General features: G+C 69.7%; 28 protein-coding genes. 16 read left to right on the top strand and 12 right to left on the bottom strand.

The window, feature by feature from the left end; translation table 11 throughout:
• The 5 genes from C666_RS14120 to ssuD (C666_RS14100) form a co-directional block, all read left to right on the top strand.
• A partial coding sequence (locus C666_RS14120; protein WP_004341203.1) for a tetratricopeptide repeat protein occupies positions 1-439 on the top strand: 439 nt, incomplete at its 5' end.
• Positions 426-1,607 carry an acyl-CoA dehydrogenase family protein gene (locus C666_RS14115; RefSeq protein ID WP_211206754.1) on the top strand — a complete coding sequence of 394 codons (1,182 nt, stop codon included), beginning with the start codon at positions 426-428 and terminating at the stop codon, positions 1,605-1,607. The genes C666_RS14120 and C666_RS14115, both read left to right, overlap by 14 nt.
• A 45-nt stretch (positions 1,608-1,652) precedes the next feature.
• Entirely contained in the window at positions 1,653-2,855 is a 1,203-nt protein-coding gene (gene ssuD, locus C666_RS14110; protein WP_004341197.1) for an FMNH2-dependent alkanesulfonate monooxygenase, read from the top strand.
• Positions 2,856-2,935: 80 nt separating this feature from the next.
• Positions 2,936-3,520 carry an FMN reductase gene (gene msuE / locus C666_RS14105; protein ID WP_004341194.1) on the top strand — a complete coding sequence of 195 codons (585 nt, stop codon included), beginning with the start codon at positions 2,936-2,938 and terminating at the stop codon, positions 3,518-3,520.
• A 16-nt stretch (positions 3,521-3,536) separates the two neighbouring features.
• Positions 3,537-4,679: an FMNH2-dependent alkanesulfonate monooxygenase gene (gene ssuD, locus C666_RS14100; protein ID WP_004341190.1), complete on the top strand. Its 1,143-nt coding sequence runs from the start codon at positions 3,537-3,539 to the stop codon at positions 4,677-4,679.
• Between the two features lie 21 nt (positions 4,680-4,700).
• Here ssuD (C666_RS14100) and C666_RS14095 read toward each other — a convergent pair whose 3' ends face one another.
• Complete coding sequence (locus tag C666_RS14095; protein WP_004341186.1) at positions 4,701-5,225, bottom strand: peroxiredoxin; 525 nt, start codon at positions 5,223-5,225, stop codon at positions 4,701-4,703.
• A gap of 276 nt (positions 5,226-5,501) precedes the next feature.
• Here C666_RS14095 and C666_RS14090 point away from each other — a divergent pair, with 276 nt between their 5' ends.
• From C666_RS14090 to C666_RS14065, 6 genes are all read left to right on the top strand, one after another.
• Entirely contained in the window at positions 5,502-6,425 is a 924-nt protein-coding gene (locus C666_RS14090) for an AraC family transcriptional regulator (protein ID WP_004341184.1), read from the top strand.
• A gap of 110 nt (positions 6,426-6,535) precedes the next feature.
• Entirely contained in the window at positions 6,536-7,096 is a 561-nt protein-coding gene (locus C666_RS14085) for a carboxymuconolactone decarboxylase family protein (RefSeq protein WP_004341180.1), read from the top strand.
• Positions 7,093-8,175, top strand: coding sequence for an acyl-CoA dehydrogenase family protein (locus C666_RS14080; protein ID WP_004341178.1), 1,083 nt, complete (start codon positions 7,093-7,095; stop codon positions 8,173-8,175). The genes C666_RS14085 and C666_RS14080 overlap by 4 nt, the downstream gene beginning before the upstream one ends.
• The gene (locus C666_RS14075) at positions 8,172-9,002 is read left to right on the top strand and encodes an ABC transporter ATP-binding protein (RefSeq protein WP_004341169.1); all 831 of its coding nucleotides are present in this window, start codon (positions 8,172-8,174) and stop codon (positions 9,000-9,002) included. The genes C666_RS14080 and C666_RS14075 overlap by 4 nt, the downstream gene beginning before the upstream one ends.
• A 16-nt stretch (positions 9,003-9,018) precedes the next feature.
• On the top strand, positions 9,019-10,257 hold the full coding sequence (locus C666_RS14070; RefSeq protein ID WP_004341166.1) for an ABC transporter substrate-binding protein: 1,239 nt from the start codon (positions 9,019-9,021) through the stop codon (positions 10,255-10,257).
• Between the two features lie 5 nt (positions 10,258-10,262).
• On the top strand, positions 10,263-11,012 hold the full coding sequence (locus C666_RS14065; RefSeq protein WP_004341164.1) for an ABC transporter permease: 750 nt from the start codon (positions 10,263-10,265) through the stop codon (positions 11,010-11,012).
• 25 nt (positions 11,013-11,037) lie between these two features.
• Here the strand turns inward: C666_RS14065 and C666_RS14060 are convergent, their stop codons facing one another.
• The 4 genes from C666_RS14060 to C666_RS14045 all read right to left on the bottom strand — a co-directional run bounded on the left by C666_RS14060 (position 11,038) and on the right by C666_RS14045 (position 14,627).
• The gene (locus C666_RS14060; RefSeq protein ID WP_004341162.1) at positions 11,038-11,724 is read right to left on the bottom strand and encodes an amino acid ABC transporter permease; all 687 of its coding nucleotides are present in this window, start codon (positions 11,722-11,724) and stop codon (positions 11,038-11,040) included.
• A gap of 3 nt (positions 11,725-11,727) precedes the next feature.
• Positions 11,728-12,459, bottom strand: coding sequence for an amino acid ABC transporter permease (locus tag C666_RS14055; RefSeq protein ID WP_004341159.1), 732 nt, complete (start codon positions 12,457-12,459; stop codon positions 11,728-11,730).
• Between the two features lie 86 nt (positions 12,460-12,545).
• Positions 12,546-13,361 (bottom strand): ABC transporter substrate-binding protein, encoded by an 816-nt coding sequence (locus C666_RS14050; RefSeq protein ID WP_004341157.1) that lies wholly within the window; start codon positions 13,359-13,361, stop codon positions 12,546-12,548.
• 135 nt (positions 13,362-13,496) lie between these two features.
• Complete coding sequence (locus tag C666_RS14045; protein WP_004341156.1) at positions 13,497-14,627, bottom strand: trans-sulfuration enzyme family protein; 1,131 nt, start codon at positions 14,625-14,627, stop codon at positions 13,497-13,499.
• Positions 14,628-14,901: 274 nt separating this feature from the next.
• Here C666_RS14045 and C666_RS14040 point away from each other — a divergent pair, with 274 nt between their 5' ends.
• Together C666_RS14040 and C666_RS14035 are read left to right on the top strand one after the other, a co-directional pair.
• Complete coding sequence (locus C666_RS14040; protein ID WP_004341154.1) at positions 14,902-15,744, top strand: EAL domain-containing protein; 843 nt, start codon at positions 14,902-14,904, stop codon at positions 15,742-15,744.
• Positions 15,745-15,780: 36 nt separating this feature from the next.
• Complete coding sequence (locus C666_RS14035) at positions 15,781-16,584, top strand: class II glutamine amidotransferase (RefSeq protein ID WP_004341152.1); 804 nt, start codon at positions 15,781-15,783, stop codon at positions 16,582-16,584.
• A gap of 70 nt (positions 16,585-16,654) precedes the next feature.
• On the opposite strand, the gene C666_RS14030 is transcribed toward C666_RS14035, so the two are convergent.
• The 7 genes from C666_RS14030 to C666_RS14000 form a co-directional block, all read right to left on the bottom strand.
• A complete protein-coding gene (locus tag C666_RS14030; protein ID WP_004341150.1) occupies positions 16,655-17,500 on the bottom strand; it encodes an EAL domain-containing protein in 846 nt (281 codons plus the stop codon).
• Positions 17,501-17,531: 31 nt separating this feature from the next.
• Positions 17,532-18,812 carry an FCSD flavin-binding domain-containing protein gene (locus C666_RS14025; protein WP_004341148.1) on the bottom strand — a complete coding sequence of 427 codons (1,281 nt, stop codon included), beginning with the start codon at positions 18,810-18,812 and terminating at the stop codon, positions 17,532-17,534.
• A gap of 23 nt (positions 18,813-18,835) precedes the next feature.
• Positions 18,836-19,156: a c-type cytochrome gene (locus C666_RS14020; protein WP_004341146.1), complete on the bottom strand. Its 321-nt coding sequence runs from the start codon at positions 19,154-19,156 to the stop codon at positions 18,836-18,838.
• Between the two features lie 198 nt (positions 19,157-19,354).
• Complete coding sequence (locus C666_RS14015; RefSeq protein WP_004341144.1) at positions 19,355-19,609, bottom strand: hypothetical protein; 255 nt, start codon at positions 19,607-19,609, stop codon at positions 19,355-19,357.
• 145 nt (positions 19,610-19,754) lie between these two features.
• Positions 19,755-20,333, bottom strand: coding sequence for a YceI family protein (locus C666_RS14010; protein ID WP_004341141.1), 579 nt, complete (start codon positions 20,331-20,333; stop codon positions 19,755-19,757).
• Between the two features lie 44 nt (positions 20,334-20,377).
• On the bottom strand, positions 20,378-20,935 hold the full coding sequence (locus C666_RS14005; RefSeq protein WP_004341139.1) for a YceI family protein: 558 nt from the start codon (positions 20,933-20,935) through the stop codon (positions 20,378-20,380).
• 44 nt (positions 20,936-20,979) lie between these two features.
• On the bottom strand, positions 20,980-21,516 hold the full coding sequence (locus C666_RS14000) for a cytochrome b (protein ID WP_004341137.1): 537 nt from the start codon (positions 21,514-21,516) through the stop codon (positions 20,980-20,982).
• A gap of 397 nt (positions 21,517-21,913) precedes the next feature.
• On the opposite strand from C666_RS14000, the gene C666_RS13995 reads away from it, so the two are divergent.
• The 3 genes from C666_RS13995 to C666_RS13985 all read left to right on the top strand — a co-directional run.
• A complete protein-coding gene (locus tag C666_RS13995) occupies positions 21,914-22,870 on the top strand; it encodes a sulfonate ABC transporter substrate-binding protein (RefSeq protein WP_004341135.1) in 957 nt (318 codons plus the stop codon).
• Positions 22,871-22,880: 10 nt separating this feature from the next.
• The gene (ssuC, locus tag C666_RS13990) at positions 22,881-23,666 is read left to right on the top strand and encodes an aliphatic sulfonate ABC transporter permease SsuC (RefSeq protein ID WP_004341132.1); all 786 of its coding nucleotides are present in this window, start codon (positions 22,881-22,883) and stop codon (positions 23,664-23,666) included.
• 37 nt (positions 23,667-23,703) lie between these two features.
• Positions 23,704-24,170 (top strand): ATP-binding cassette domain-containing protein (locus tag C666_RS13985; RefSeq protein ID WP_004341130.1); only part of this gene is annotated, 467 nt, incomplete at its 3' end.

Genomic DNA, 24,170 nt, shown 5'->3' with positions numbered 1-24,170 from the left:
GGCGGCATTGGCCGGCCTCGCGCTGGCCGGCGCCGCCGCCGCCGCGGACATCCCACCGGCGACGGACCTGCCCGACCTGGCCCCCCTCCGCGCGCAGATCTACGCCGGCGAATTCGCCGCCGCGGCCGCCGGGCTGCAGGCCCTGAGCGCGACCGTCCAGCACGCCGACCTCTACAACCTGCTCGGCTATAGCCTGCGCAAGCTCGGCCGGCACGAAGAGGCCGGGCGCTGGTACCGCGAGGCGCTGCACTTCGACCCCGGCCACCGCCCCGCGCTGGCCTACCAGGGCGAACTCTTCATCGCCCTCGGCGACATCGAGGGCGCGCGCAAGAACCTGCGCTACCTGGAGCTGCTGTGCGGCGGCCCCACCTGCCTCGAACGCGACGAACTGCATGCGGCGCTGCTGCAGGCAGGCCATCCGCCCCATGACACCCCCTAGCGGCAACAAGCAGACCATGAGCATTCCGTTGGACGACATCCTCACCCGCTTGCGCGGCAGCGCCGTGGAGCGCGACGCGCGCGGCGGCCACGCGGCGGCCGAAAAAACCCTGCTGCGCGAAGCCGGCCTGCTGCGCCTGTCGATTCCGCGCGCCTTCGGCGGCGACGAACTGAGCTGGCAGGAAATCTACGCCGTCGTGCGCAAGGTGGCCTCGGTCGACAGCGCGCTCGGCCACGTGCTCGCCTTCCACCACCTGCAGGTGGCGACCGTGCTCATCTACGGCAACCCGGAACAGATCGCGCGCCTGCTCGGCCACACCATCGAGCACCAGTGCTGGTGGGGCAACGGCATGAATCCGCGCGACCGCCGCCTGGTGGCGCAGCGCAACCCATCCGGGCTGCAGTTGAACGGCGTCAAGTCGTTCTGCTCGGGCACCGTCGGTGCGCATCTGATGACGCTGTCGGCGGTGGTCGACGCGGCGCAGCGGCCCTTGCTGGCGGTGGTGTCCACCACCCATCCAGGCATCGGCATCGTGGACGACTGGAACCCGATCGGCCAGCGCCAGACCGACAGCAACTCGATCTCGTTCAACCAGGTGCCGGTGGCCGAGCGCAACGTCCTGCTGTGGCCGGAGCAGGAGCCCACGCCCTTCCACACGCTGCGCAACTGCCTCGCCCAGCTGGTGCTGACCAATCTCTACCTCGGCATCGCCGAGGGCGCCTTCGCCGAGGCGAAAACCTACGCCCACACCCAGGCGCAGCCCTGGCTGGCCTCCAGCGCCGAGCACGCGGTCGACGACCTGTTCACCCAGAACCGCTTCGGCGAGATGCATGTGCATATCGCCGGCGCCCGCGCGCTGGCCGAGCGCGCCGCCGAACTGGCCGACCGCGCCTTTGCCCGCGGCCCGGCGCTGACCGCGGCGGAGCGCGCCGAGGTCGCCGTCGCCGTCGCCGAATCGAAGGTCCTCGCCCACCGCGCCGGGCTCTTCGTCAGCCAGGAACTGTTCGACGTCACCGGCGCGCGCGGCACCAAGGCGAGCCTGGGCTTCGACCGCTTCTGGCGCAACGTGCGCACCCACACGCTGCACGACCCGATCGACTACAAGCTCAACATGCTCGGACGCTGGTCGCTCAAGGGCGACCTGCCGGACCCCCAGCTCTACGCCTGACGACCCCGCCGCGACATCCGCACACCCTTTTCCCGGAGCACCCACATGAGCGACAAGCCCCTCGACATCTTCTGGTTCCTGCCCACCCACGGCGACGGCCGCTTCCTCGGTTCCGCCGAGCAGGCGCGCGCGGTCGACCTCCACTACCTGCAGCAGATCGCCCATGCCGCCGACGGCCTGGGATACGGCGGCGTGCTGATCCCCACCGGGCGCTCGTGCGAGGACGCCTGGACCGTCGCCTCCAGCCTGGTCGCGACCACCCGGCGCCTGAAGTTCCTCGTCGCGCTGCGGCCGGCGACCATTTCGCCGACCGTCGCCGCCCGCCAGGCGGCCACGCTGGACCGACTGTCCAACGGCCGCCTGCTGGTGAACGTGGTCGCGGGGGGCGACGCCGGCGACCTCGCCGGCGACGGGATCTTCCTCGGGCACGACGAACGCTACGAACACGCCGACGAATTCCTCGAGGTCTGGCGGCGCCTGCTGGCGGGCGAGACCGTCGACTACGACGGCAAGTACGTCAAGGTGAAGGGCGCCCGCCAGCTCTATCCGCCGCTGCAGCAGCCCCACCCGCCGCTGTACTTCGGCGGCTCTTCCGACCGCGCCCACGACACGGCCGCCCGCCACGTCGAGCTTTATCTTTCGTGGGGCGAGCCCCCTGAGGAAGTGGCGCGCAAGTTCGCCGACGTCAGAAAGCGGGCGGAGAAGGAAGGCCGCCAGGTCCGCTTCGGCGTGCGCCTGCACGTGATCCCGCGCGAAACGGAGGCCGCCGCCTGGCAGGCCGCCGACGAACTGATCAGCCGGCTCGACGATGACACCATCGCGCGCGCGCAGGCATCGCTGGCCAACACCGACTCCGAGGGCCAGCGCCGCATGCGCGCCCTGCACGGCGGCGACCGCAGCCGGCTGGAGGTCGCGCCGAACCTGTGGGCGGGCGTCGGCCTGGTGCGCGGCGGCGCCGGCACCGCGCTGGTCGGCGACGGCAAGATCATCGCCGAGCGCCTGAAGGAATACGCCGCGCTGGGCGCCGACACCTTCGTGCTCTCCGGCTACCCGCACCTGGAAGAGGCCTACCGCTTCGCCGAACTGGTGTTCCCGCACCTGAACCTGGCAACGCCGCTGCTCGACGCCGTCACCCCGGCCGGCGCCACCAACGCCACCCGCGACGCGCTGCAGAACCCCAGGGGGCGGATCCGGCCGGTCGGCGAGAGCATCGCCAACGGCGCCGGCCCGCTGGCCTCGGCCAGCTAGCCGTGACGCAGGTGCGATGGCGGCGCGCCCGCGTCCGCCCGCGCCGGATGACCCGAATCCGAACCTTCAAAGGAAATCCCATGAGCAATCAGATCAAGGTCGTGGCCGTCTCGGGCGGCCTGCAGCGCCCGTCGCGCACCCTGAGCCTCGTCGAAGCGCTGATCGACGCGCTGGGCGAACAGGCCCCGATCAGCGTGCGCCTGATCGAACTCGGCAGCATCGGCCCGCGGCTGGCCGGTGCGCTGTATCCCTCGCAACTGCCGGACGACGTCAGGGCCGACATCGCCGCGATCGAATCGGCCGACTTCCTCGTCGTGGCGAGCCCGGTCTATCGCGCCTCGTTCACCGGCCTGTTCAAGCACCTGTTCGACTTCGTCGACCAGAACGCCCTCATCGACGTGCCGGTGCTGCTCGCCGCCACCGGCGGCAGCGACCGCCACGCGCTGGTCATCGAGCACCAGCTCCGCCCGCTGTTCAGCTTCTTCCAGGCCCACACGCTGCCCATCGGCGTCTATGGCAGCGAAGCCGAGATCCGCGACTACGAGGTCAGCAGCCCCGCCCTGCAAGCGCGCATCGACCTCGCCGCCGGGCGGGCGCGGCCTTTCCTCAGGAAACGCGCAAGCGCCGCGCCGGACGTATCGCCGTTCGTGCGCGCCGCGGCCTGAACGGGAGGCGCGCGACATGAGTCTGGACATCTTCTGGTTCCTGCCCACCTCCGGCGACACCCGCTACCTGGGCAAATCCAACTCCGGCCGCCCGGTCACCATCGAGTACATGCAGCAGATCGCGGTGACGGCGGACAACCTGGGCTACGACGGCATCCTGATCCCGACCGGCAGCGGCTGCCTCGACCCCTGGGTGGTGGCGGGCAGCGTGGCGCAGGTGACGCGCCGGCTGAAGCTGCTGGTGGCGCTGCGCACCGCGCTGACCAAGCCGACCGCGGCCGCGCGCATGGCCGCCACGCTCGACCAGGCGACCGGCGGGCGCCTGCTGCTGAACGTGGTCGCGGGGGGCGACTCGACAGAACTGGCCGGCGACGGCATCTTCCTCGACCACGACGCGCGCTACGGCGAGGCCAGCGAGTTCCTCGGCATCTGGCGCCGCCTGCTGCAAGGCGAGACGGTCGACCACGAAGGCGAACACCACCGCGTGAAGGGCGCCCAGTTGCTCTTCCCCGCGGTGCAGAAACCCCATCCGCCACTGTATTTCGGCGGCTCCTCCAATGCCGCCCACGACCTGGCTGCCGAACACGTCGACGCCTACCTGACCTGGGGCGAACCGCCCGCGGCCGTGGCGCAGAAGATCGCCGACGTGCGCGCCCGCGCCGCCAGCCGGGGGCGCACGCTGCGCTTCGGCGTGCGCCTGCACGTGATCGTGCGCGAAACCAACGCGGAAGCCTGGGCCGAGGCCGACAAGCTCATCAGCCGCCTGGACGACGACACCATCGCCAAGGTCCAGGCCCGCTTCGCGTCGATGGACTCGGAAGGCCAGCGCCGCATGGCCGCGCTGCACGGCGGGCGCCGCGACAAGCTGGAAGTCAGCCCCAACCTGTGGGCCGGCGTCGGCCTGGTGCGCGGCGGCGCCGGCACCGCGCTGGTCGGCGACCCGCAGACCGTGGCCGCGCGCCTGAAGGAATACGCCGACCTAGGCGTCGACAGCTTCGTGCTGTCGGGCTATCCGCACCTGGAGGAAGCCTGGCGCTTCGCCGAACTGGTGTTCCCACTGCTGCCCGGCAAGAAGCCGGTGACGATACAGGACCAGGTGATCACCGGCGGCCCGTTCGACGCCAGCACCGTGAACGCGCCGAAGGCGGCCGCCGCCTGAAGCGCCCGGCCGGCCCGCGCGCTAGCGCCGCGCCACTCCGAGCCGGCCCAGCGTCGCCGCCATGTCTTCGGCGGAGCTTGCGGGCCTGACCTCGTCGTCTATGCGCAGAATCCTGCCGTCCTTGCCGATGTAGAAGGTATGGCGTTCCGCATGGCCTTTGCCGTGCAGAACGCCATACGCCCTGGCCACCGACTTGTCTTCATCGCTGAGCAAGGGAAAGTCGGCGCCGGTTTCTTCGGCAAAGCCCTTGTTGTCGAGCAGCGGGTCGACGCTGGCCATGAAGTAGACCACGTCGTATTCGCGGATCAGATGGCCGTTCTCGGCCAGCGACTTGCATTCGATCGTGCAGCCATAGGTATAGGCTTTCGGGAACCAGGCCAGCACCACGGCCTGCTTGCCGCGATAGTCGGCCAGCGTGTAGCGCTTGCCGTCGGAACCGGGCAGATCGAAATCAGGGGCCTGGTCGCCGACTTCGAGCGCATGGCCCGGCAGCGCAAGCAGCACCATGCACACCCCCAGAACCGACTGCCTGACCTGCTTGAACATGGTGATCTCCTTGGCCTTGCGCCTGTGCCTGCGGCTTTTCCGGAACGGAAACCCTGCCGTGAATCATCGCTCGATTCCGTCGATGCGTGCAAACCATGAATCCAGCCGGGCTCGCCATCGAGCGGCCCGGGACGGTCCGCGCCTGCCCGCCGCCACGGCCGCCGCCCCGCTGCGGCCCTCTGCGGCCGCTGGAAAGCTAAGCTGATTTTCTTGGTTCCGCCGCGCAGGCCCATGCGGACAATCGCGCTCATCGATCCACTCGGATGACGACCGCGCATGAAGCCCGACACCGACCGACTCGTCCATTGGCTGGTCAGCGGCCTCGAACTCGACACCACCGTCTTCCACGTCGGCCAGTATTGCGGCGCATGGCGCGCCTCGACGGCCGGCCGCGCGCGAGCGAGCTTCCATCTCGTGCTGCGCGGCGACTGCTTCCTGCACCTCGGCGGCGAGGCCGCACCGCTGCCGCTGGGCGAAGGCGACGCGGTGTTCCTGTTGCGCGACCGCCCCCACTCCCTGACGCCCGGACGCCATCCGGGGCCGGACTGCGTGCCGCGCCCGATGCGGCCGATGCAGCCCGTCCAGCCGGACGGCACCAGCCTGGCCTGCGGCTTCTTCGACTTCCGCGGGCTGGCGGGGGCCTTCCTCGTCGAATCCTTTCCCGACCTGCTGGTGCTGCGCGTGGGCTCCGGCACGCTGCGCGCCGCGGCGCCGCTGTTCGACCTCATCCGCGCGGAAGCGGACCGCGACACCCCGGCGGCGTCCCCGCTGATCGCGCGCCTGACCGAACTGCTGCTGTTCTACCTGATCCGCGAGATGGCCGCGCAGGAACGGATCGAGGCCGGCCTGTGGGCCGTGGCGGGCCGGCCGCAGTTCGCGCCGCTGCTCGAACGGCTGCTGGGCGACCCCGGCCGCGACTGGTCGGTGGACGACATGGCGCGCATCGCCAACATGTCGCGCGCCAGCTTCTTCAAGCATTTCGTCGACGCCAGCGGCCAGCCGCCCGCACAGTTCCTGCTGTCGCTGCGCATGACCATCGCGGCGCGCCACCTGCGTGACGGCGACAGCGTCACCCGCGCCGCCGAGCGCGTCGGCTACCAGTCGCCGGCGGCCTTCACGCGCGCCTTCCACAAGGTCATCGGCGAACAGCCCGGCGCCTACCAGCGCGCGCGCCGGCAGGCCGCGCACGGCATGCACTGAACGTCCAGTCCGGCCGTTGGACGATCGAGCAAGAAACAGCGACGGGCGCGCATAGCGCCGCCGCGTCGCCCTTCGGACAATGGCGCAACCCACACCAAGGATCGAACACCATGTCCCGGCTCCCCTTGCAGACCCTCGACACCGCGCCCGAGGCCAGCCGCCCCTTCATCGAGCGTGCGCTGGCCGGCAACGGCTTCGTGCCGAACCTGATCGGCGTGCTGGCCAACGCCCCGACCGCGCTCGAAACCTATTTCACCGTCGGTGAAATCAACGCCCGCGCCAGCCTGACGCTGGCCGAGCGCGAAGTCGTGCAGATCACCGCCGCCAGCGTGCATGGCTGCGAATTCTGCGTCAGCGGCCACTCGGCGATCGCGCTGAAGAAGGTCGGCCTCGACCGCCGCACGGTCGTCGCCCTGCAGCAGCGCGGCGCCACCGGCAACACGCGCTACGACGCGCTGGTGGCCTTCACCCGCGCCGTCATCGCCAGCCGCGGCGCGGTCGGCGACGGCGAGCTGGAGGCCTTCACCGACGCCGGCTTCACCCCCGCGCAAGCACTGGAGGTGGTGCTGGGCATCAGCCTGGCGACGCTGTGCAACTTCGCCAACAACCTGGCCGGGAGCGAGATCAACCCCCAGCTCCAGGACTTCCGCCCCGGCGTGCTGCAGCCATGAGCGCGCCCCTCCACACCGCCGCCGACACCGCCTGGTTCGCGGACAACGCCGAGGCCTACGACCTCGGCACCGCCGACGCCGACCGCCTGGTGCCGGAACTGGGCCGTCGCGGCCTGTTCCGCATCGGCGTGCCGCAGGCGCTGGGCGGCGCCGGCGGCGGCATCTACGACGGCGTCGAGGCGATCGCCGCCATCGCCGAAGCCTCGCTGACCGCCGCCTTCGTCTTCTGGGGGCAGCGCACCTTCATCGAATACCTGCTGCAGTCGCCGAACGCAGCGCTGCGCGAACGCTGGCTGCCGGCGCTGCTGGCGGGCGAGTTCGCCGGCGCCACCGGCCTGTCGAACGCGATGAAGTTCCTGTCGGGCATCGAGTCGCTGCAGATCGGCGCCAGGCCGCAGGACGGAGGCTGGCGGCTGGACGGGCGCCTGCCCTGGGTCACCAACCTGCGCAAGGCCGGCTTCATCGCCGCCGCCGCGGTGGCGCGCGCCGATACCGATGCGCCGATGGTGGTCGCCATCACTGGCGACCACGCCGGCATCACCCGCAGCGCCGATCTCGACCTGGTCGCGCTGCGCGGCAGCAACACCGCCGCGATCGACATCCAGGGCGCCGACGTCGGCCCCGAGCATGTGCTGCACGAGGACGCGCGCCGCTTCTGCCCGGCGCTGCGGCCGGCCTTCCTAGCGCTGCAGCTGGGCATGTCGATCGGGCTCGCGCGCATCGCGCTACGCACCGCCGCCGCGCAGGGCCAGGGCACACACCGCATCCTGCTGCCGCGCGTGGCCGAGGCCTCGGCCGAACTGGAAGGGCTGGCCGCCAGCCTCCGCGACGGACTGGCGGGCCGGCGCTTCGAGGCCGATCCGGCGGCGCTGTTCCGCATCCGCCTCCGCCTCGCCGAAATCGTGCAGACCGCGCTCGGCCTGGAGCTCGACGCCAGCGGCGGACGGGCCTACCTGCGCGACCACGGCCGCGGCTTCGCCCGCCGCTGGGTGGAAGGCGCCTTCATTCCGGTCATCACGCCCAGCCTGACGCAGTTGCAGGGCGAGCTCGACCGGCATGCCGCAGCCGGCACGGCATGAACGCGCCGCAGCCGCTCGCGCCCCCGCCCGGCACCGACGCCGCGCCGGAGACGGTGCTCGGCGCCGAACGCCTGTCCTTCGCCTATGCGCGCTCCGGGCCGGTGTTCGCGGATGTCTCGCTCGGCATCCGCCGGCGCGAGATCGTCTGCCTGCTGGGCGGCAGCGGCTGCGGCAAGTCGACGCTGCTGCGCGTACTCGCCGGGCTCGAAACGGCGGCTGCCGGGACGGTGCGCTTTCTCGGCCAGCCGCTGACGCGCCCGCATCCGCGCAGCGCGCTGGTGTTCCAGCAGGCCAGCCTGCTGCCGTGGCTGAACGTGTTCGACAACGCCGGCTTCGGGCTCGGCTTCAAGCACCAGCCCGCCATCGACGCCGCCGCGCGCAAGGCGCGCGTGCGCGAAGCCCTGGCGGCGGTCGGTCTGGCCGGACGCGAGCATGCGTGGCCGGCCGAGCTGTCGGGCGGGCAGGCGCAGCGCGTGGCGCTGGCCCGCGCGCTGGCGCGCGAACCCGAGCTGCTGTTCGCCGACGAGCCGTTTTCCGCGCTCGACGCGATCACCCGCGCCGAGATGCAGGCCCTGCTGGTGGACGTGGTGCACCGCTGGCAGGCGGCCGTGCTGCTGGTCACCCACGACATCGACGAAGCCATCCTGGTCGCCGACCGCATCCTGCTGATGGCCGGCAAACCCGGCCACATCCATCGCGCGTGGACGCTCAGCATTCCGCATCCGCGCGAAGACCACCCCGAGGCCGTGACCGCGCTGCGGCTGCAGATCCTCTCCGCCCTGCGCGCGGGCAACGCCGCCACGGCGCCGCACGCCATCCCATCCTGACCGGAGACCCGACACCATGGACCACACGCCTTCCTCCCGCCCGCACATCTGCCAGTCGTCCGCCTGCGGCTGCGGCATGAGCCGCCGCGACTTCCTGCGCCTGTCCGCGCTGACCGGCGCCGGCCTGGCCGTGCCCATGCTGCGCGCGGGCGACGCCGCGGCGCAGGCGGCCGGGGGCGACGACGTGCCGGTGAAGATCGGCTACCTGCCGATCACCGACGCCACGCCGCTGCTCATCGCCCATGCGCGCGGGCTGTTCGAGGCCGAGGGCCTGCGCACCGAGGCGCCGCGCCTGTTCCGCAGCTGGGCGCAGATCGTCGAGGCCTTCGTGTCCGGCCAGGTGAACGTCATCCACCTGCTGTCGCCGACCACGCTGTGGGTGCGCTACGGCACGAAGTTCCCCGCCAAGGTGGTGGCGTGGAACCACATGAACGGCTCCGCGCTGACCGTCGCGCACGACATCGACAGCGTGGCCGACCTCGGCGGCAAGACGGTGGCGGTGCCGTTCTGGTATTCGATCCACAACATCCTGCTGCAAAAGCTGCTGGTGGCCAGCGGCCTCACCGCGGTGACCCGCCCGCGCGGCACGGCGATCGCCGCCAGCGAGGTCAACCTGATCGTGCTGCCGCCGGCCGAGATGGTGTCGGCGCTTGCCGGCAAGGGCATCGCCGGCTTCATCGTCGCCGACCCGTTCAACGCCGCCGCCGAACTGAACAGGGTCGGCAAGATCCTGCGCTTCTCCGGTGACGTGTGGAAGGACCATGCCTGCTGCGTGACCTTCCTCGCCGAGCGCGACATCGCCGAACGCCCGCAATGGGCGCAGCGCGTCACCGACGCCATCGTCAAGGCCCAGTTGTGGACGCGCAGCAACCAGCTCGATGCGGCCAAGCTGCTGGCCGCCAGCGGCGACAAGCGCTACACCCCGCACTCGGTCGAAGTCCTGGCGAAAGTGCTGTCCGCCACCGACTACGCCGGCTACGAGGCCAGCGGCGTCGCCCGCAACAAGGGCTGGCACCAGCGCCGCATCGACTTCCAGCCCTACCCCTTCCCGTCCTACACCGAGGAACTGGTGCGCAGCCTGCTCACCACCAAGGTGGAAGGCGACACCGCCTTTCTCGCCAAGCTCGACCCGGCCTTCGTCGCCCGCGACCTGGTCGACGACCGCTTCGTGCGCACCGCGATCGAGCGCGTGGGCGGCCCGCAGGTGTTCGGCCTGCCCGCCGGCCTGCTGCGCCAGGAAACCATCGTCGTCTGACGCGCATGCCCGCCACGCTGATCCTGCCCCTGCTCGGCCTCGCGCTGGCCGCCGCGCTGTGGGCCGCGGCCACGCTGCTGCTGGCGAACGAGACGCCGATCCTGGCCAACTTCGCGCCCGCCGAGGCCTTCCGCGCCCTGTCCCGCCTGGCCGTCGATCCGGTGATGTGGGACCACGTCGGCGTCAGCCTGCAGCGGGTGGCCATCGGCCTCGCCGCAGCGCTGGCGATCGGCGTGCCGGCGGGCATCCTGACCGGGGTGTCGCGCGTGTTCGCGCAGACGACGACGCCGCTGTTCCAGTTCCTGCGCATGATCTCGCCGCTGTCGTGGATGCCGATCGCGGTCATGGTCCTGGGCGTGGGCGACGCGCCGGTGTATTTCCTGCTCGCCTTCGCCGCGGTGTGGCCGATCCTGCTCAACACCGCGGCCGGCGTCGCCCAGCTCGACCGCAACTGGCTGATGCTGGCGCGCAGCCTGTCGGCGACGCGCGCCGAAACCCTGTTCCGCGTCGTGCTGCCCGGCATCGTCGCCCACATCCTGAGCGGCGTGCGGCTGGCGATCGGCATCATCTGGATCATCCTCGTGCCGGCGGAGATGCTCGGCGTGTCGGCCGGCCTGGGCTACTTCATCCTCGACGCCCGCGACCGCCTCGCCTACCCCGAGCTGATGGCGGCGATCCTGGTCATCGGCGCGCTGGGATTCCTGCTCGACTACGGCGCGCGCTGGCTCTACCAGCACTGGCTGCACAAGGGCTGAAGCCCGTACCGCAGCCCCGCCCCGCTCAGCCCGCCCCCGTCCCGAAGCGCCGGGCCACGCGGTTGGCACACAGTTCGAGCGTGGAGCAGAAGATGAAATACACCAGCGCCACGAACAGGAAGATCTCGGTCGGGTAGACCATTTCGCGGTTGCTGACCTGGGTGGCGACGAAGGACAGCTCGCCGACGCCGATGACGTAGGCGAGCGAGGTGTCCTTGACCAGCGCCACCCACTGGTTGATGAAGGACGGCACCATGATCGGCAGCGCCTGCGGCAGGATCACCAGGCGCAGCGCCTGGCCGCGCCGCAGGCCCAGCGCCGCGGCGGCCTGCCACTGCCCCGGCGGCAGGCTGAGGATGCCGGCGTGCACCGAATGCGCCAGGTAGCTGCCGCCGATCAGCGACAGCGCCACCACCACCGTACCCGTACCCGGCACGTCGATGCCGAACAGGATGGGCAGCAGGAAGTAGGTCCAGAAGATCAGCATGATGACCGGGATGGCGCGGAAGAAGCCGAGCCCCAACAGCAGCACGTTGTGCGCGGCGCCGCGCGTCATCGCCAGGGCGATGCCGAACACCAGCCCGAGCACGCCCGAGGCCAGCGCCGAGACCACGCTCAACGCCAGCGTCAGCGCGGCGCCGCCGAGCGGGCCGTCGGGCCAGGCGCCGAGCATGAAATAGGAGAAATTGTCCGCGACGACGGTGAAGTCCATGGTTCAGGCACCCGCCGCGCCGGGAGCCGGGCGCCTGCGCTGCAGCCACTGCCCGGCGAGTTCGATGACGATGATGGTGAGGATGTACAGCGCGGTGGCGACGCCGAAGGCCTGGAAGGTCTTGAAGGTCTCGGTCTCGACCTGGCGCGAGGCGTAGGACAGCTCGGCCAGCCCGATCGCCATCGTCAGCGAGGAATTCTTGACCGCGTTCATGTACTGCCCGAGCAGCGGCGGCAGCGAGATGCGGAAGGCCTGCGGCATGACCACGTTCAGCCACACCTGCAGCGGCGTGAAGCCCAGGGCCTGCGCGGCGGCGATCTGCCCGGCGGGCACGCCGCGCACGCCCGAGCGGAACTCCTCGGCGATGAAGGCGGCGGTATACAGCGTCAGGCCGAAGAAGCCGGCGAGGTATTCGAACGACGGCCAGCGCACGCCGAACAACGCCAGGTCCCAGTGGTGCGGCGTGTTGAGCCAGATCAGCAGCCCCTCCGGCATCAGCGCGCTGGCGCCGAAGTACCAGAAGAACAACTGCACCAGCAGCGGCGTGTTGCGGAACACCGACAGCCAGGCACGCGCCGGCCACGACCACAGCCGCGACGGCGCGATGCGCCCGAGACACAGGGCGAGGCCGAGCGCGGTGGCGGCGACCGACACCAGCGCGGAGAGCAGCAGCGTGACGCCGAAGCCCTCGATCAGCCAGCCCAGGTATTTCGGCGCGAGCAGTTCATCGAGCATGATCGGGACACATGGCGCGGCGGCGGGCAATGGAAACGCCCCCGCCGGCCAGCGGGCCGGACGGGGGCAGGATGCGGGACGAAAGCTTACTTGTCACCGATACGGAAGATGCGGGTCAGCGGGGTCTTGGTGTCGGGGCCGAACCAGGCGTCGTAGATCGTCTGCGCCTTGCCGCTGGCTTCCAGCTCGCGCAGCGAGGTGTTGACGAACTCGGTCAGGCGCGTCTCGCCCTTGGGCAGGCCGGCGCCGATCAGGTCGTTGGAGATCGAGAACGGCGGGATCTCGTACTTGTCCTTGTCCGGCACGTTGGCGAGCAGGCCGATCAGCTTGGGGCCGTCCTGCGTGATGGCCTGCACGTTGCCGTTGCGCAGCGCGGTGAAGGCGAAAGGCGTGTCGTCGTAGGCGACCAGCGTGGCGCTGGGGTACTTCTCGCGCAGCACGATCTCGTTGGTCGTGCCCTTGTCCACGCCGATGCGCAGCTTGCCGAGCTGGTCCGGCGACGACAGCGTGCCCTTGCGGGCGATGAACTGCTGGCCCGAGGCGAAATAGGGAATGCTGAAATTGACCTGCTTGGCGCGCTCTTCGGTGATGGTGAAGTTGGCCAGCACGATGTCGACCTTGTTGGCGGTCAGCAGCGGAATGCGGTTGGCCGGGTTGGTCGGCACCAGTTCGAGCTTGACGCCGAGGCGGGCGGCCAGTTCCTTGGCGTAGTCCACGTCCAGCCCGGAAATCTGCTTGGTCTGCGGGTCGATGAAGCCGAACGGCGGGTTGCTGTCGAAGGCGGCCACGCGCAGCACGCCGTTCTTCTTGATGTCGTCCAGGCGGTCGGCCTGGGCGAGGCCGGACAGCAGGGACAGGGCGACCAGGGTGGCCAGGCGCAGTTTATTCCTCGGTTTCGTCATATCGGAGACTCCAGGTGCGGTACGTGATGTTCGGGTCCGTCGGCCGGGCGCGGCCGACAGGTGGAGCCGAGCTTAAGCGGCGGGCCGCGAATGGCCAACGAACAAGAAATGCTATCGATATGAGCGGCCGCGCCTTCAATCCGCCAGCGCCTGCCTCAGGTCGGCGAGCAGGTCGTCCGCCGGCTCGATGCCGACCGACAGCCGCAACAGGTCCGGCGGACAGCGGCTGCCCTCGCCCTCGACGCTGGCACGGTGCTCGATGAGGCTTTCCACCGAACCCAGCGAGGTGGCGCGCTTGAACACCCGTACCCGCGCGGCCACGTCGCGGGCCTTGGCCTCGCCGTCCTTCAGGCGGATCGACAGCATGCCGCCGAAGCCGCCGCGCATCTGCGCCGCGGCCGCTACGTGGCCCGGATGCGAGGGCAGGCCGGGGTACAGCACCTGCGCGATGGCGGGGTGGGCCTCGAGTTCGGCGGCGAGCCGCAGCGCGTTGGCGCAGGCGGCGCGCACGCGCAGGTGCAGGGTGCGCATGCCGCGCAGCAGCAGCCAGGCCTCGAACGGCCCGAGGATGCCGCCGCCGAGGTTGCGCATGACACGGATGCGCTGCCACAGCGGCGAGTCCTCGCGCGTGGCGAGCGCCCCGGCCACCACGTCCGAATGGCCGTTGAGGTACTTGGTGGCCGAATGCATGACGATGTCGGCACCGAGCGCCAGCGGCTGGCACAGCACCGGCGTCGCCACGGTGGAATCGACCACCGTCGCCGCGCCGTGCTCGCGGGCGAGCGCGGCGGCGGCGCGGATGTCGGTGACTTCCCAGGTCGGATTGGCGGGCGTCTCGATCCACAGCAGGCGGGTCGGTGCGGCAGCGAGCTGGGCGCGCAGGCCGTCGATGTCGGCGTTGTCGTAGAAGGCGAGCTGGATGCGGCCATGCTCGGCCAGGTCCAGCAGCCACTTGCGCAGCGCCCAGTACATCGAATGCGGGGCGACGACGCGGTCGCCCGGCTCCAGCGCCTGCAGCACCGCCGTCGCCGCGGCATGGCCGGAGGCGAACAGCAGGGCCTGCGCGCCGCCTTCGAGCCGGCGCAGCACCTCTTCCGCCTCGATGTAGGCCGGGCTGCCGTCGCGCGCATACACGCGTCCGCCCGGATAGCTGCCGTCGGCCGCGCGCTCGAAGGTGCTGGCCAGGTGGATGGGCGGCACGATGTCGCGGTAGGGATCGGCCACGCGGCCGAGGCCATGCACGGTGAGGGTTTCGAGTGAGCTCATGTCGGATTCCTGTCGGTATCGCCGCGGCGCGGCCGGGTTGCGCGGGGCGGGCGCGACAGGCTAGCGTGTCGCCTCGCGCAAGCCAAGCGCGCAATGGCGCGCGGCCCCGTCCCGGGTGCCTCCGGGCCACCGCGCGGACGCATCCATCCACGCTGCGGAGCGCGCGGCGGCGGCATAACGATTGCATGAAATCTTGGTTTGCCGATCGCGCCCCTGCGGCTAAGGTGACGGCCCTGATCATCCGAACACCGTCCCGCAGGACCTGGAGACCGACGTGCCCCTGACCGAACTGGTGCATTACTTCAACAAGCGCAGCCAATTCGCCGGCGCCGGCGGCGAGGAGGACAGCCTCGCGTTCGACGGCGGACGTGTGCATGCCCACTTCGCCGGCTATGTCCTCGGCAGCCTGTTCCAGCCCCTGGCGGAACGCGACGGCCGGGTGCTCGGCCACGAGGCCCATCTGCAGGCCTGGGGCGACGGACGGGCGCTGCCCGCGCAGGCGGTCTTCCTCGATGCGCGCACCGACGAGGAACTGGTGCGGCTGGACCGCCTCGTGCGCACCCTCCATGCGCTGAACTTCCTGCTGCAGCGCGAGCAGGCCGGCGGCATCCTGTCGCTCAACGTCCATCCCCGGCTCGTCCGCGCGGTGCCGGACCGGCACGGGCACGTGTTCGAGAGCGTGCTGTCGCGCTGCGGCCTGACGCCCGACCGGGTGGTGCTCGAACTGGCCGACGACGGCCTTTCCGACCCGGCGCCGCTGGCCGCTGCGATCGCCGAATACCAGGAACGGGGCTACCGTATCGCGCTGGACAATTTCGGCCGCCATTCGTCCGAACTCGGCCGGCTCGAAGCGCTCGCGCCCGACATCGTCAAGCTCGACCGCAGCCTGTCCGGCCGCGCCCGCCCCCCCGCGCTGACCGCGCGCGTCGCGGCGGCACTGGTCCCCGAGATCCGCCGCCGCGGCATGCTGGTCGTCGGCCAGCACATCGAGAACGCCGAACAGCTCCAGCATGCGAAGGAACTCGGCGCCGATTGGCTGCAGGGCTTCCTGATCGGGCGGCCGGCGCTGGACTGCAGGCCGGTCGCCAGGCCGCGCCGCGTCCCCGTTGCGGCCTGAGCGCGGACAGGCAGCCGCGACCGGAGGGCAGCCGCCATGTGCCAGCTACTCGGCATGAACAGCAGCAAGCTCGCGAGTGTGCAGTTCTCGCTCGAGGGCTTCGTCCGCCGTGGCGGCGAAACCGACGAGCACCGGGACGGCTGGGGCATCGCGTACTTCGAAGGCAACGCGCATCAGTTGTTCCAGGACCCCCTGCCCGCATCGGTTTCGCCGCTTGCCGAGGCCATGCGCCGCGTTCCGGTGCGCTCGCGCAACATCATCGCGCACATCCGCAAGGCCACCCAGGGCGCGGTGGAACTCGCCAACTGCCACCCTTTCGCGCGCGAACTGTGGGGCCGCAGCTGGGTCTTCGCCCACAACGGCAATCTGCCGGCGAACGAGCTGCCGCTCGACGGCCGCTTCAGCCCCGTCGGCACGACCGACAGTGAACACGCCTTCTGCTTCATGCTGCAGGAGCTGGAACGGCGTTTCGGCGCCCGCCAGCCGCACACGGAGGCGCTGCACGAAGCGCTCGAACTGCTGAACCGGCAGATCGCCGAACTGGGCAGCTTCAACTACCTGCTGTCATGCGGCCAGGGGCTGTTCGCACATTGCTCGACCTCGCTGTACCACGTCGAGCGTGCCTACCCGTTCTCGCAAGCGAGCCTCATCGACTGCGACCTGCGCGTCCATTTCGGGCACCTGAACCATCTCGACGACAGCATGTGCGTGATCGCGACCAAGCCGCTGACCACCGGCGAAGACTGGGCCGCCTTCGCGCCGGGGGAACTGCGCTACTTTACCGGCGGCACCCTTGCGCCTGGCGGCCGCGCGAGGCGCACACCGTCGATGGCCATCTAGTTCCCGACATCCTCCCTGCGCCGTATGCCAGTGGCGTTTTCGCCCTACCCCCCTTGGCAGAGTATGGCGTTCAGCGGGCGAAGCGGCCCAGCGCGTAGCGCTCGGCGCGCGTGATTGCCGCGCGCTGCACCGGCAGGCCGTAGGCATAGCCTTGCAGCAGCACGCCTTCGGGCAGATCGCCGTCCAGCCTGCGTTCGAGCCGCGTGACGACGATGTTCGCACGCTCGCGCAGGCCGACCAGCCACGCCAGGCGTGCGCGCCAGTCTTCGGCCAGGAACAGGCGCGCGCTGTCGATCTTGACGAACTGGGCCGGTACCAGGCTGGACAGCGCCTGCCACTGCATCGGCGAATCGACGTTGATCGCGACCTGGAAACCATTGTTGCGGTAGTTGCGCAGCACGAAGCCCAGCAGTTCGGGCTGGCTGCTGGCTTCGAGCGGGGTTTCGATGACGATGCGTTCGGGCGGCAGGCCGAGCGCATCGACCACCTTGCGGAAGGCGGCGCCGTGGTCGCCGCCGACGGCGGCGAGCAGGCGGCCATGCACGTTGAGGAAGAGCAGACTGTCGCCCTCGACCGAGGACAGGAAGTTGAGCGCATGGACGGTACGCGCCAGGCGGTCGAGCGCGACCAGGCGCCCTTCGTCGGCATTGGCCGAGAACAGCGTCCATGGCGACAGCGAGCGCTCGCCGCTGCCGAGGATGCGCAGATAGGCTTCGTAGCCGAAGATGCCGCCGCTTGCCGGCGGCACGATCGGCTGGAAGACGCTCGACAGTTCGCAGCCGAACCAGTCGCCCACCACACCGCCCTCCGGCAGGCGACGCAACTGCCTGCCGCCGTCACGTTCGAGCGGCAGCCTGTCGAGAAATGCGCGTGCGCGCTCGGCGAGCGGACGCTGCGAAAGGTTATGGTTTTCCATTCGTCTCTCTCCGCCCGCCGCCGGCATGCGCTCAGGCCAGTGCGTCGGCCCAGATGTTGCGCGCCCAGGCGAGCGCGTACTGGCCTTCGATGTCGTTGGCGACGGCCGACAGCCCGCCCGCGCCCTTGACCGGCAGCAGGGTGTTCTCCTGCGTGTCGAACTTGTGCACCGAGGCCACATGCACCACGTCGCGGTCGGACACGAAGCTGTAGCAGGTGTTGGCGATGACCGGCGTCGGGTTGGGTTCGAGCCCGCTCAGGCTGGCGATGACGGCATCGGCCGCGACCTTGGCATGGTTGTTGGCCATGAAGCCGGATTTGGGCATGCCCGGCGCCGCGGCGGTGGCGTCGCCGATGACGTGCACGCCGGGCACCGCGGTCGATTCGAAAGTACGGAAGTCGACGCCGGCCCAGCGTACGCCGACGTTGGCGAAGGGCTCGGCGATGCGGCCGCTGCGCTGGGGCGGAATGACGTTGAAGAGATCGGCGCGGACGTTGTCGAATTCGAGCTTCGCGACATTGCCGCGCAGGTCGAAATCGAGCAGCGCGCTGTTGGCGCGGTATTCGATGATGCCCTTGTAGCGCTCTTCCCAGGCCTGCAGGAACAGGCCCTTCTTCGAGGTGATGTCCGGGTTGCCGTCGAGGATCAGCACTTTCGAGCGCGGCTTGTGCTGCTTGAAGTAATGGGCGATGACGCTGGCACGCTCGTAGGGCCCCGGCGGGCAGCGGTAAGGCGCCTTCGGGATCGAGATCGCGAACACGCCGCCGTCCGGCAGCGCCTCCAGCCGCTTGCGCAGCGCGACGGTCTGCGCCCCGGCCTTCCACGAATGCAGCACCTGCTGCTGGGCCTCGGCGTTGTCGAGGCCGGGGATCTGCTCGTACAGGAAGTCGATGCCGGGCGCGACGATGAGGCGGTCCCACGGCAGCGGATCGCCCTTGGCGAGCCGGACTTCGCGCTTGTCGACGTCGATGGCGAGGGCTTCGTCGCGCACCAGGCGCACGCCGTACTTGGCCAACCCGTCGTAGGCGACGATGATGTCCTCGATCTGCTTGACGCCGGCCAGCACCAGGTTGCTGATCGGGCAGGAGACGAAGTTCTGGTTGCGCTCGACCAGCGTGACGTCGAGGCGCGGCTCCCATTTCTTGAGGTATTTGGCGGCCGTCGCGCCGCCGAAGCCGCCGCCGATGACGACGACCCGCCCCAGCGGGGCGCGGCCGACCGGCGTGGCGCAGCCGAACCCGGCGCCGACGCCCAGCCCGGCGGCGAGTCCGGCCGAAGCCTTGAGAAAACCGCGGCGATCAATGTTGTTCATGTGCATGTCCCTCGATGCTTCGCTCAGTTCTTCGATTGGGCCGCGAACCAGTTCGCCAGCCGCTTGAGTTCGTCGTCGGTATAGCCCTTGGTGTGCTGGTGCATCACCGTGGCAGGCCGGACGCCGCTCTTGAATTCGCTGAGCAGGGTATACAGCTCGCCCGCATCGCGCCCCGCCAGGCTGGTCATGCCGGCCTGGGCACGGCCATCGGTGCCATGACAGGCGGCACAGGTCGCGGCCCATACGCGCGCCTGGCGGTCATCGGCGGCGGCATGGCCGGCAAGCGGCGACAGGAGGGCAGGCAGGCACGCGGCCGCGGCTGCAACTCGAAGGATAGGAATCATGGAAGTTCTCCGCAGGATTGCCCGGGCGGATGCGCCGCGCGCACCCTGCCCGACAGGACGAGACAGGGCCGAATGCTCACGCATCCACTACGGAAAACGAACGAAGAAAATCTGCTTAGAAATCCAGCGCCGCCGATGAGCGCGGACGGCGCGGCGATGCCGGGGGCGGCGGTGCGCACCGGTGCCGCAGAGCGGGGCTCAGCGCGGCCTGCGCAGTGCGAAGAACAGGATCGCCGCGGCGCCGACACCGGCGCCCGCGGCAAAGCCCGCGCGGCTTCCGATCGCCACCGGATTGCTGGCGACGATGTAGAGCAGGGCCAGCGGCAGTGCGATCGCAAACAGGATGTTGCCGCCGTCCCGCGAGCGGACCAGCATCGCGCACACCGCGTAGAGTGCGCGCACGAGCCCGCAGAGCAGCAGGGCCAGGAAGAAGTTGCCGAGGAATTCAGACACGCCGGAGCCGCCCTTTCGATCGATGCAGACGCAGGGCCGCCATGTTAATCCAGCACACGCGACGAAGGCCGCGGGCGCGAGCTGCGCCGGCGGCCTTCGCACGGCGGGCGCCCGTCGCCGGGGCCCGCCGCGAACACATCGGAACTCAGTTCTTGATGGCTTCGATGGCGACGGTGATCGTCACGTCGTCGCCGACATTGGGCGCGTACTTGCCGGCGTTGAATTCGCTGCGCTTGATGACCGTGGTGGCATTGGCGCCGATGGTGTCCTTCTTCATCATCGGATGCGGCTTGTTGACGAAGTGCGTCACCTGCAGCGTCACCGGCTTGGTCACGCCCTTGATCGTCAGCTCGCCGTCGATGGCGACCGGCTTGTCGCCGTCGAACCTGACCTTGGTCGACTTGAAGGTGGCGGTCGGGTGGCTGGCGGTATCGAGGAAGTCCGTGTCCTGGATGTGCTCGTCGAAGGTGCCGTAACCGGTGTTGACCGACTTCATGTCGATGGTGATGTCGACCGCGCCGGTCTTGGCTTCCTTGTCCAGCGTGACGGTGCCGGTGGTCTTGTCGAACTTGGAGATCTGAGTCGACAGGCCGAGGTGGCTGTACGAGAAGCTCGGGAAGGTGTGGCTACCGTCGATCGTGTAGGTTTCCGGCGCGGCCAGCACGGGGGCGGCAGCGGCGGCGGAGATGATCAGGGCTGCGGAAAGCTTGGCGATACGATTCATGGAGGGGTTCTCCTCGGGTTGGAATGTACAGAGATTCATGCGGTTCATCGGGCGGTGGCGGTGATGTGGAACTTGATCTCGACGTCGTTGGCGACGATGTCGAAGGCTTTCCAGGCGCCCTCGCCCACCGAAAAATCACCGCGCTTGATCGTCAGGCTGCCGTCGAACACGCCGGCATCGCCCTGCTGCGCGAAGGTGGCGGGGACGACGACGTCGCGGGTCGTGCCCTTTATCGTCAGCTTGCCGGCCACTTCGTAGCGGTTGCCGCCGAGCGCCTTGACGGCGGTGGATTCGAAGCGGGCCTGGGGAAAGTCCTTGGTGTTGAACCAGGTCTTGGCCGCCGCTTCCTCGTCGCCCTCGTCGCTGCCGGTGTCGATGCTGGCGAGTTCGACCTCGATCGCCGCCGCAGCCGCTTCCGGCGCGGCGGGGTCGAAGCGCAGCTGGCTGGAGAAGTTCTTGAACGAGCCGTCCATCGACACCCCCATCTGCTGGTAGCTGAAGGCGATCCGGCTCTTGTCGGCCTGCACCTGGTTGTATTCGGCCGCATGGGCGACGGTGGCGAGGGCGAGCGTCGAGAGCAGGGCGAGCGCGATGCGTTTCATGGTGGGCAGTCCTTTGATGTCGGGGCAGGAGGTGGAGGGCAGGGTCAGTGGAGGCGATGCGGCAACATGCGGGTCAGCACGTCGTCCTTGTCGATGAAGTGATGCTTCAGGGCCGCACCGACATGGCCGAGCAGCACGGCGATCAGCGCGAAGTTCAGGCTCAGGTGCACGGTCTGCAGCAGGTCGCCGAGCGCCTTGTCCTTGTCCAGCAGGTCGGGGATCGGGACGACGCCGAACCACACCGTCTGGAAGCCCTTCGCGGAACTCATCAGCCAGCCGGTGAGCGGAATCGCGAACATCAGCACGTACAGCAGATGATGACCGGCATGCGCGGCAAAACGTTCGATCGGCGCCATGTGGCGGGGCAGCGCCGGCGGACGGTGGGCGAAGCGCCAGGCCAGGCGCAGGACCACGAGCAGGAACAGGGTGACGCCCGCCCACTTGTGCCACGAATACAGCTGCAGCTTGGTCGGCGACAGCGACAGGCCGGTCATGTAGAAGCCCAGCCCCAGCATGCCGAAGATCAGGACGGCGATGCCCCAGTGCAGAGCCTTGGCGGTAGCGGTGTATTGCGCACTCATGGTCGAAAATTCTCCAGCGGTTCGCCCGGATCGTTGTCCGTGCAATTGCGACAACCGAACTTTAGGCGCGTCCGGCCCGATGAGATAGGCATCGAGCGAGAAATCATTGTTGCTCAAATTGGGACAATGACCCACCCCAGCGCCGGCGATGGACCCCGCTGCACGCCCCTGCCGCACCGCCGGGGCGCGCAAATGACAACGCGCCGCCAGGCCGGCGGCGGCCTCGCAAACGATCAAATCCTGCTAAGCAATCCAGGCCGGGCCGGATAAGCAGTTCGGATTTTCTTGGTTCGTGGCGAAAAGGCGTTGTGGCTACATTGCCGCCGACAACCCGCGCCCGGCGCCGGGTTTCCCTTCCCCTGCTCACCGCCCGTTCCGTATTCCGAGGAGTCCGACCATGATCGAGAACCGCCGTTCCGTCCTGAAGGGCCTGCTTGCCGCAGCCGCCCTCCCCTTGTCGCTGTCCACGCCCCACGCCCTTGCCGCCGCGCCCGAGATCCGCATCGGCTGGCAGAAGGGCTCGACGCTGTCGATCGTGAAGGCGCGCGGCAAGCTCGAAGAGCGGCTGAAGGCCGAGGGCGTCAAGGTGACGTGGACCGAATTCCCCGCCGGGCCGCAGATGCTCGAAGGGCTCAATGTGGGCAGCATCGACATCGGCGTGGTCGGCGAGACCCCGCCGGTATTCGCACAGGCGGCCGGCGCCGACCTGGTCTACGTCGGCAACGAGCCGCCCGCGCCGCGCGCCGAGAAGGTGCTGGTGCCGAAGGATTCGCCGATCAGGACACTGGCCGATCTCAAGGGCAAGCGCGTGGTGCTGAACAAGGGTTCCAACGTGCACTACCTGCTGGTGAAGGCGCTGGAGTCGGTGAACCTGAAGTACAGCGACGTCGAGGTCGCCTTCCTGCCGCCGGCCGACGCCCGCGCGGCCTTCGAGCGCGGCTCGGTCGACGCCTGGGTGATCTGGGACCCGTTCGGCGCCGCGGCCGAGGGCCAGCTCGACGCCCGCATCGTGGCCGACGGCAGCGGCATCGTGAACAACTACAACTTCTACATCGCCTCGCGCCCCTTCGTGCAGAAGCACCCGCAGGTGCTCGCCTCGGCGCTGGAATCGATCAACGAGACCGGTCAATGGGTCGGCAAGAACCAGAAGGAAGCCGCCGCCATCGTCGCGCCGCAGATCGGCCTGCCGGTCGAGATCGCCGAAGTCTCGGTGTCGCGCTACGGCTACGGCGTGCAGCCGCTGACCGAAGACGTGATCCGCCACCAGCAGCAGATGGCCGACACCCTGGCCGAGTTGAAGCTGATCCCGAAGAAGCTCGACGTGGCCTCGGTCGTGTGGCGTCCCGCGCGCTGAGTACCGGACGATGAAGGGATCCTCCCTCGCGGCCCGCTGGCTGGGCGGCATCGGCCCCTGGCTGGTGCCGTTCGCCATCCTCGCGGGTTGGCAGATCGCCGCGCAGACGGGCTGGCTGTCGACGCGCATCCTGCCGGCCCCCTCCGCCGTGCTGACGGCCGCCTGGTCACTGGCGAATTCGGGCGAACTGCTGACCCACCTGCATGCCAGCTTCGTCCGCGCCGCGATCGGCTTCGTCATCGGCGGCGGCATCGGCTTCTTCTTCGGCCTCATCAACGGCTGCTACCGCCTGGCGGAGAACCTGTTCGACACCACGCTGCAGATGGTGCGCAACGTGCCACACCTGGCGCTCATCCCGCTGGTGATCCTGTGGTTCGGCATCGGCGAGGAAGGCAAGCTCTTCCTCGTCGCGCTGGGGGTGTTCTTTCCGGTGTACCTGAACACCTTCCACGGCATCCGCTCGGTGGATGCGACGCTGGTGGAGATGGGGCGCTCGTACGGCCTGTCGGGCTGGGCGCTGTTCCGCCACGTGATCCTGCCCGGCGCGCTGCCCAGCATTCTGGTCGGCGTGCGCTACGCGCTGGGCTTCATGTGGCTGACGCTGATCGTTGCCGAAACGATCGCCGCCAGCTCGGGCATCGGCTACATGGCGATGAACGCCCGCGAGTTCCTGCAGACCGACGTCGTCGTCGTCGCCATCCTGCTCTATGCCGTGCTGGGCAAGCTCGCCGACGTCGCCGCCCGCCTGCTGGAGCGCCGCCTGCTGCGCTGGAACGATGCCTATGCCGGCGCCTAGGTACCGATCCATCCCGTCAGAACCAGGAGAAGGCCCGATGGGCATCATCGACTCGAAGGAAATCCATGCGCTCGGCGCGGGCGCCGGCGCGCCTCCGGAACGCGGCAAGGGCGTGCATATCGGCCTGCGCGGGCTAGGCAAGACCTATGGCGAACGCGAGGTGCTGGCCGCGATCGACCTGGACATCGAAGCGGGCGAATTCGTCGCCATCGTGGGCCGCAGCGGCTGCGGCAAGAGCACCCTGCTGCGCCTGCTCGCCGGGCTGGAGCGGGCCAGCGAAGGCCGCATCGCGCTCGATGGCCAGACACTGCAGGACACGCACGACGAACTGCGCATCATGTTCCAGGATGCGCGCCTGCTGCCGTGGAAGAGCGTGGCCGACAACGTCGCCCTCGGCCTGCCGGGCCCGTCGCGGGAACGGCGCGCGGCGGCGCTGGCCGCGCTCGCCGACGTCGGCCTCGCCGACCGCGCCGGGGAATGGCCGTCGCGCCTGTCGGGCGGGCA

Origin of the sequence: Thauera linaloolentis 47Lol = DSM 12138 (genome assembly GCF_000310205.1) — a bacterium.
In the GTDB taxonomy this organism is placed as follows: domain Bacteria; phylum Pseudomonadota; class Gammaproteobacteria; order Burkholderiales; family Rhodocyclaceae; genus Thauera; species Thauera linaloolentis.
This window is presented reverse-complemented; position numbering and strand designations above follow the sequence as displayed.

Excerpts from the sequence above, each read along its gene's own strand:
- C666_RS14115 (WP_211206754.1), top strand. The coding sequence starts at position 426 with ATGACACCCCCTAGCGGCAACAAGCAGACCATGAGCATTCCGTTGGAC.
- ssuD (WP_004341197.1), top strand. The coding sequence starts at position 1,653 with ATGAGCGACAAGCCCCTCGACATCTTCTGGTTCCTGCCCACCCACGGC.
- msuE (WP_004341194.1), top strand. The coding sequence starts at position 2,936 with ATGAGCAATCAGATCAAGGTCGTGGCCGTCTCGGGCGGCCTGCAGCGC.
- ssuD (WP_004341190.1), top strand. The coding sequence starts at position 3,537 with ATGAGTCTGGACATCTTCTGGTTCCTGCCCACCTCCGGCGACACCCGC.
- C666_RS14095 (WP_004341186.1), bottom strand. The coding sequence starts at position 5,225 with ATGTTCAAGCAGGTCAGGCAGTCGGTTCTGGGGGTGTGCATGGTGCTG.
- C666_RS14090 (WP_004341184.1), top strand. The coding sequence starts at position 5,502 with ATGAAGCCCGACACCGACCGACTCGTCCATTGGCTGGTCAGCGGCCTC.
- C666_RS14085 (WP_004341180.1), top strand. The coding sequence starts at position 6,536 with ATGTCCCGGCTCCCCTTGCAGACCCTCGACACCGCGCCCGAGGCCAGC.
- C666_RS14080 (WP_004341178.1), top strand. The coding sequence starts at position 7,093 with ATGAGCGCGCCCCTCCACACCGCCGCCGACACCGCCTGGTTCGCGGAC.
- C666_RS14075 (WP_004341169.1), top strand. The coding sequence starts at position 8,172 with ATGAACGCGCCGCAGCCGCTCGCGCCCCCGCCCGGCACCGACGCCGCG.
- C666_RS14070 (WP_004341166.1), top strand. The coding sequence starts at position 9,019 with ATGGACCACACGCCTTCCTCCCGCCCGCACATCTGCCAGTCGTCCGCC.
- C666_RS14065 (WP_004341164.1), top strand. The coding sequence starts at position 10,263 with ATGCCCGCCACGCTGATCCTGCCCCTGCTCGGCCTCGCGCTGGCCGCC.
- C666_RS14060 (WP_004341162.1), bottom strand. The coding sequence starts at position 11,724 with ATGGACTTCACCGTCGTCGCGGACAATTTCTCCTATTTCATGCTCGGC.
- C666_RS14055 (WP_004341159.1), bottom strand. The coding sequence starts at position 12,459 with ATGCTCGATGAACTGCTCGCGCCGAAATACCTGGGCTGGCTGATCGAG.
- C666_RS14050 (WP_004341157.1), bottom strand. The coding sequence starts at position 13,361 with ATGACGAAACCGAGGAATAAACTGCGCCTGGCCACCCTGGTCGCCCTG.
- C666_RS14045 (WP_004341156.1), bottom strand. The coding sequence starts at position 14,627 with ATGAGCTCACTCGAAACCCTCACCGTGCATGGCCTCGGCCGCGTGGCC.
- C666_RS14035 (WP_004341152.1), top strand. The coding sequence starts at position 15,781 with ATGTGCCAGCTACTCGGCATGAACAGCAGCAAGCTCGCGAGTGTGCAG.
- C666_RS14030 (WP_004341150.1), bottom strand. The coding sequence starts at position 17,500 with ATGGAAAACCATAACCTTTCGCAGCGTCCGCTCGCCGAGCGCGCACGC.
- C666_RS14025 (WP_004341148.1), bottom strand. The coding sequence starts at position 18,812 with ATGAACAACATTGATCGCCGCGGTTTTCTCAAGGCTTCGGCCGGACTC.
- C666_RS14020 (WP_004341146.1), bottom strand. The coding sequence starts at position 19,156 with ATGATTCCTATCCTTCGAGTTGCAGCCGCGGCCGCGTGCCTGCCTGCC.
- C666_RS14010 (WP_004341141.1), bottom strand. The coding sequence starts at position 20,333 with ATGAATCGTATCGCCAAGCTTTCCGCAGCCCTGATCATCTCCGCCGCC.
- C666_RS14005 (WP_004341139.1), bottom strand. The coding sequence starts at position 20,935 with ATGAAACGCATCGCGCTCGCCCTGCTCTCGACGCTCGCCCTCGCCACC.
- C666_RS14000 (WP_004341137.1), bottom strand. The coding sequence starts at position 21,516 with ATGAGTGCGCAATACACCGCTACCGCCAAGGCTCTGCACTGGGGCATC.
- C666_RS13995 (WP_004341135.1), top strand. The coding sequence starts at position 21,914 with ATGATCGAGAACCGCCGTTCCGTCCTGAAGGGCCTGCTTGCCGCAGCC.
- ssuC (WP_004341132.1), top strand. The coding sequence starts at position 22,881 with ATGAAGGGATCCTCCCTCGCGGCCCGCTGGCTGGGCGGCATCGGCCCC.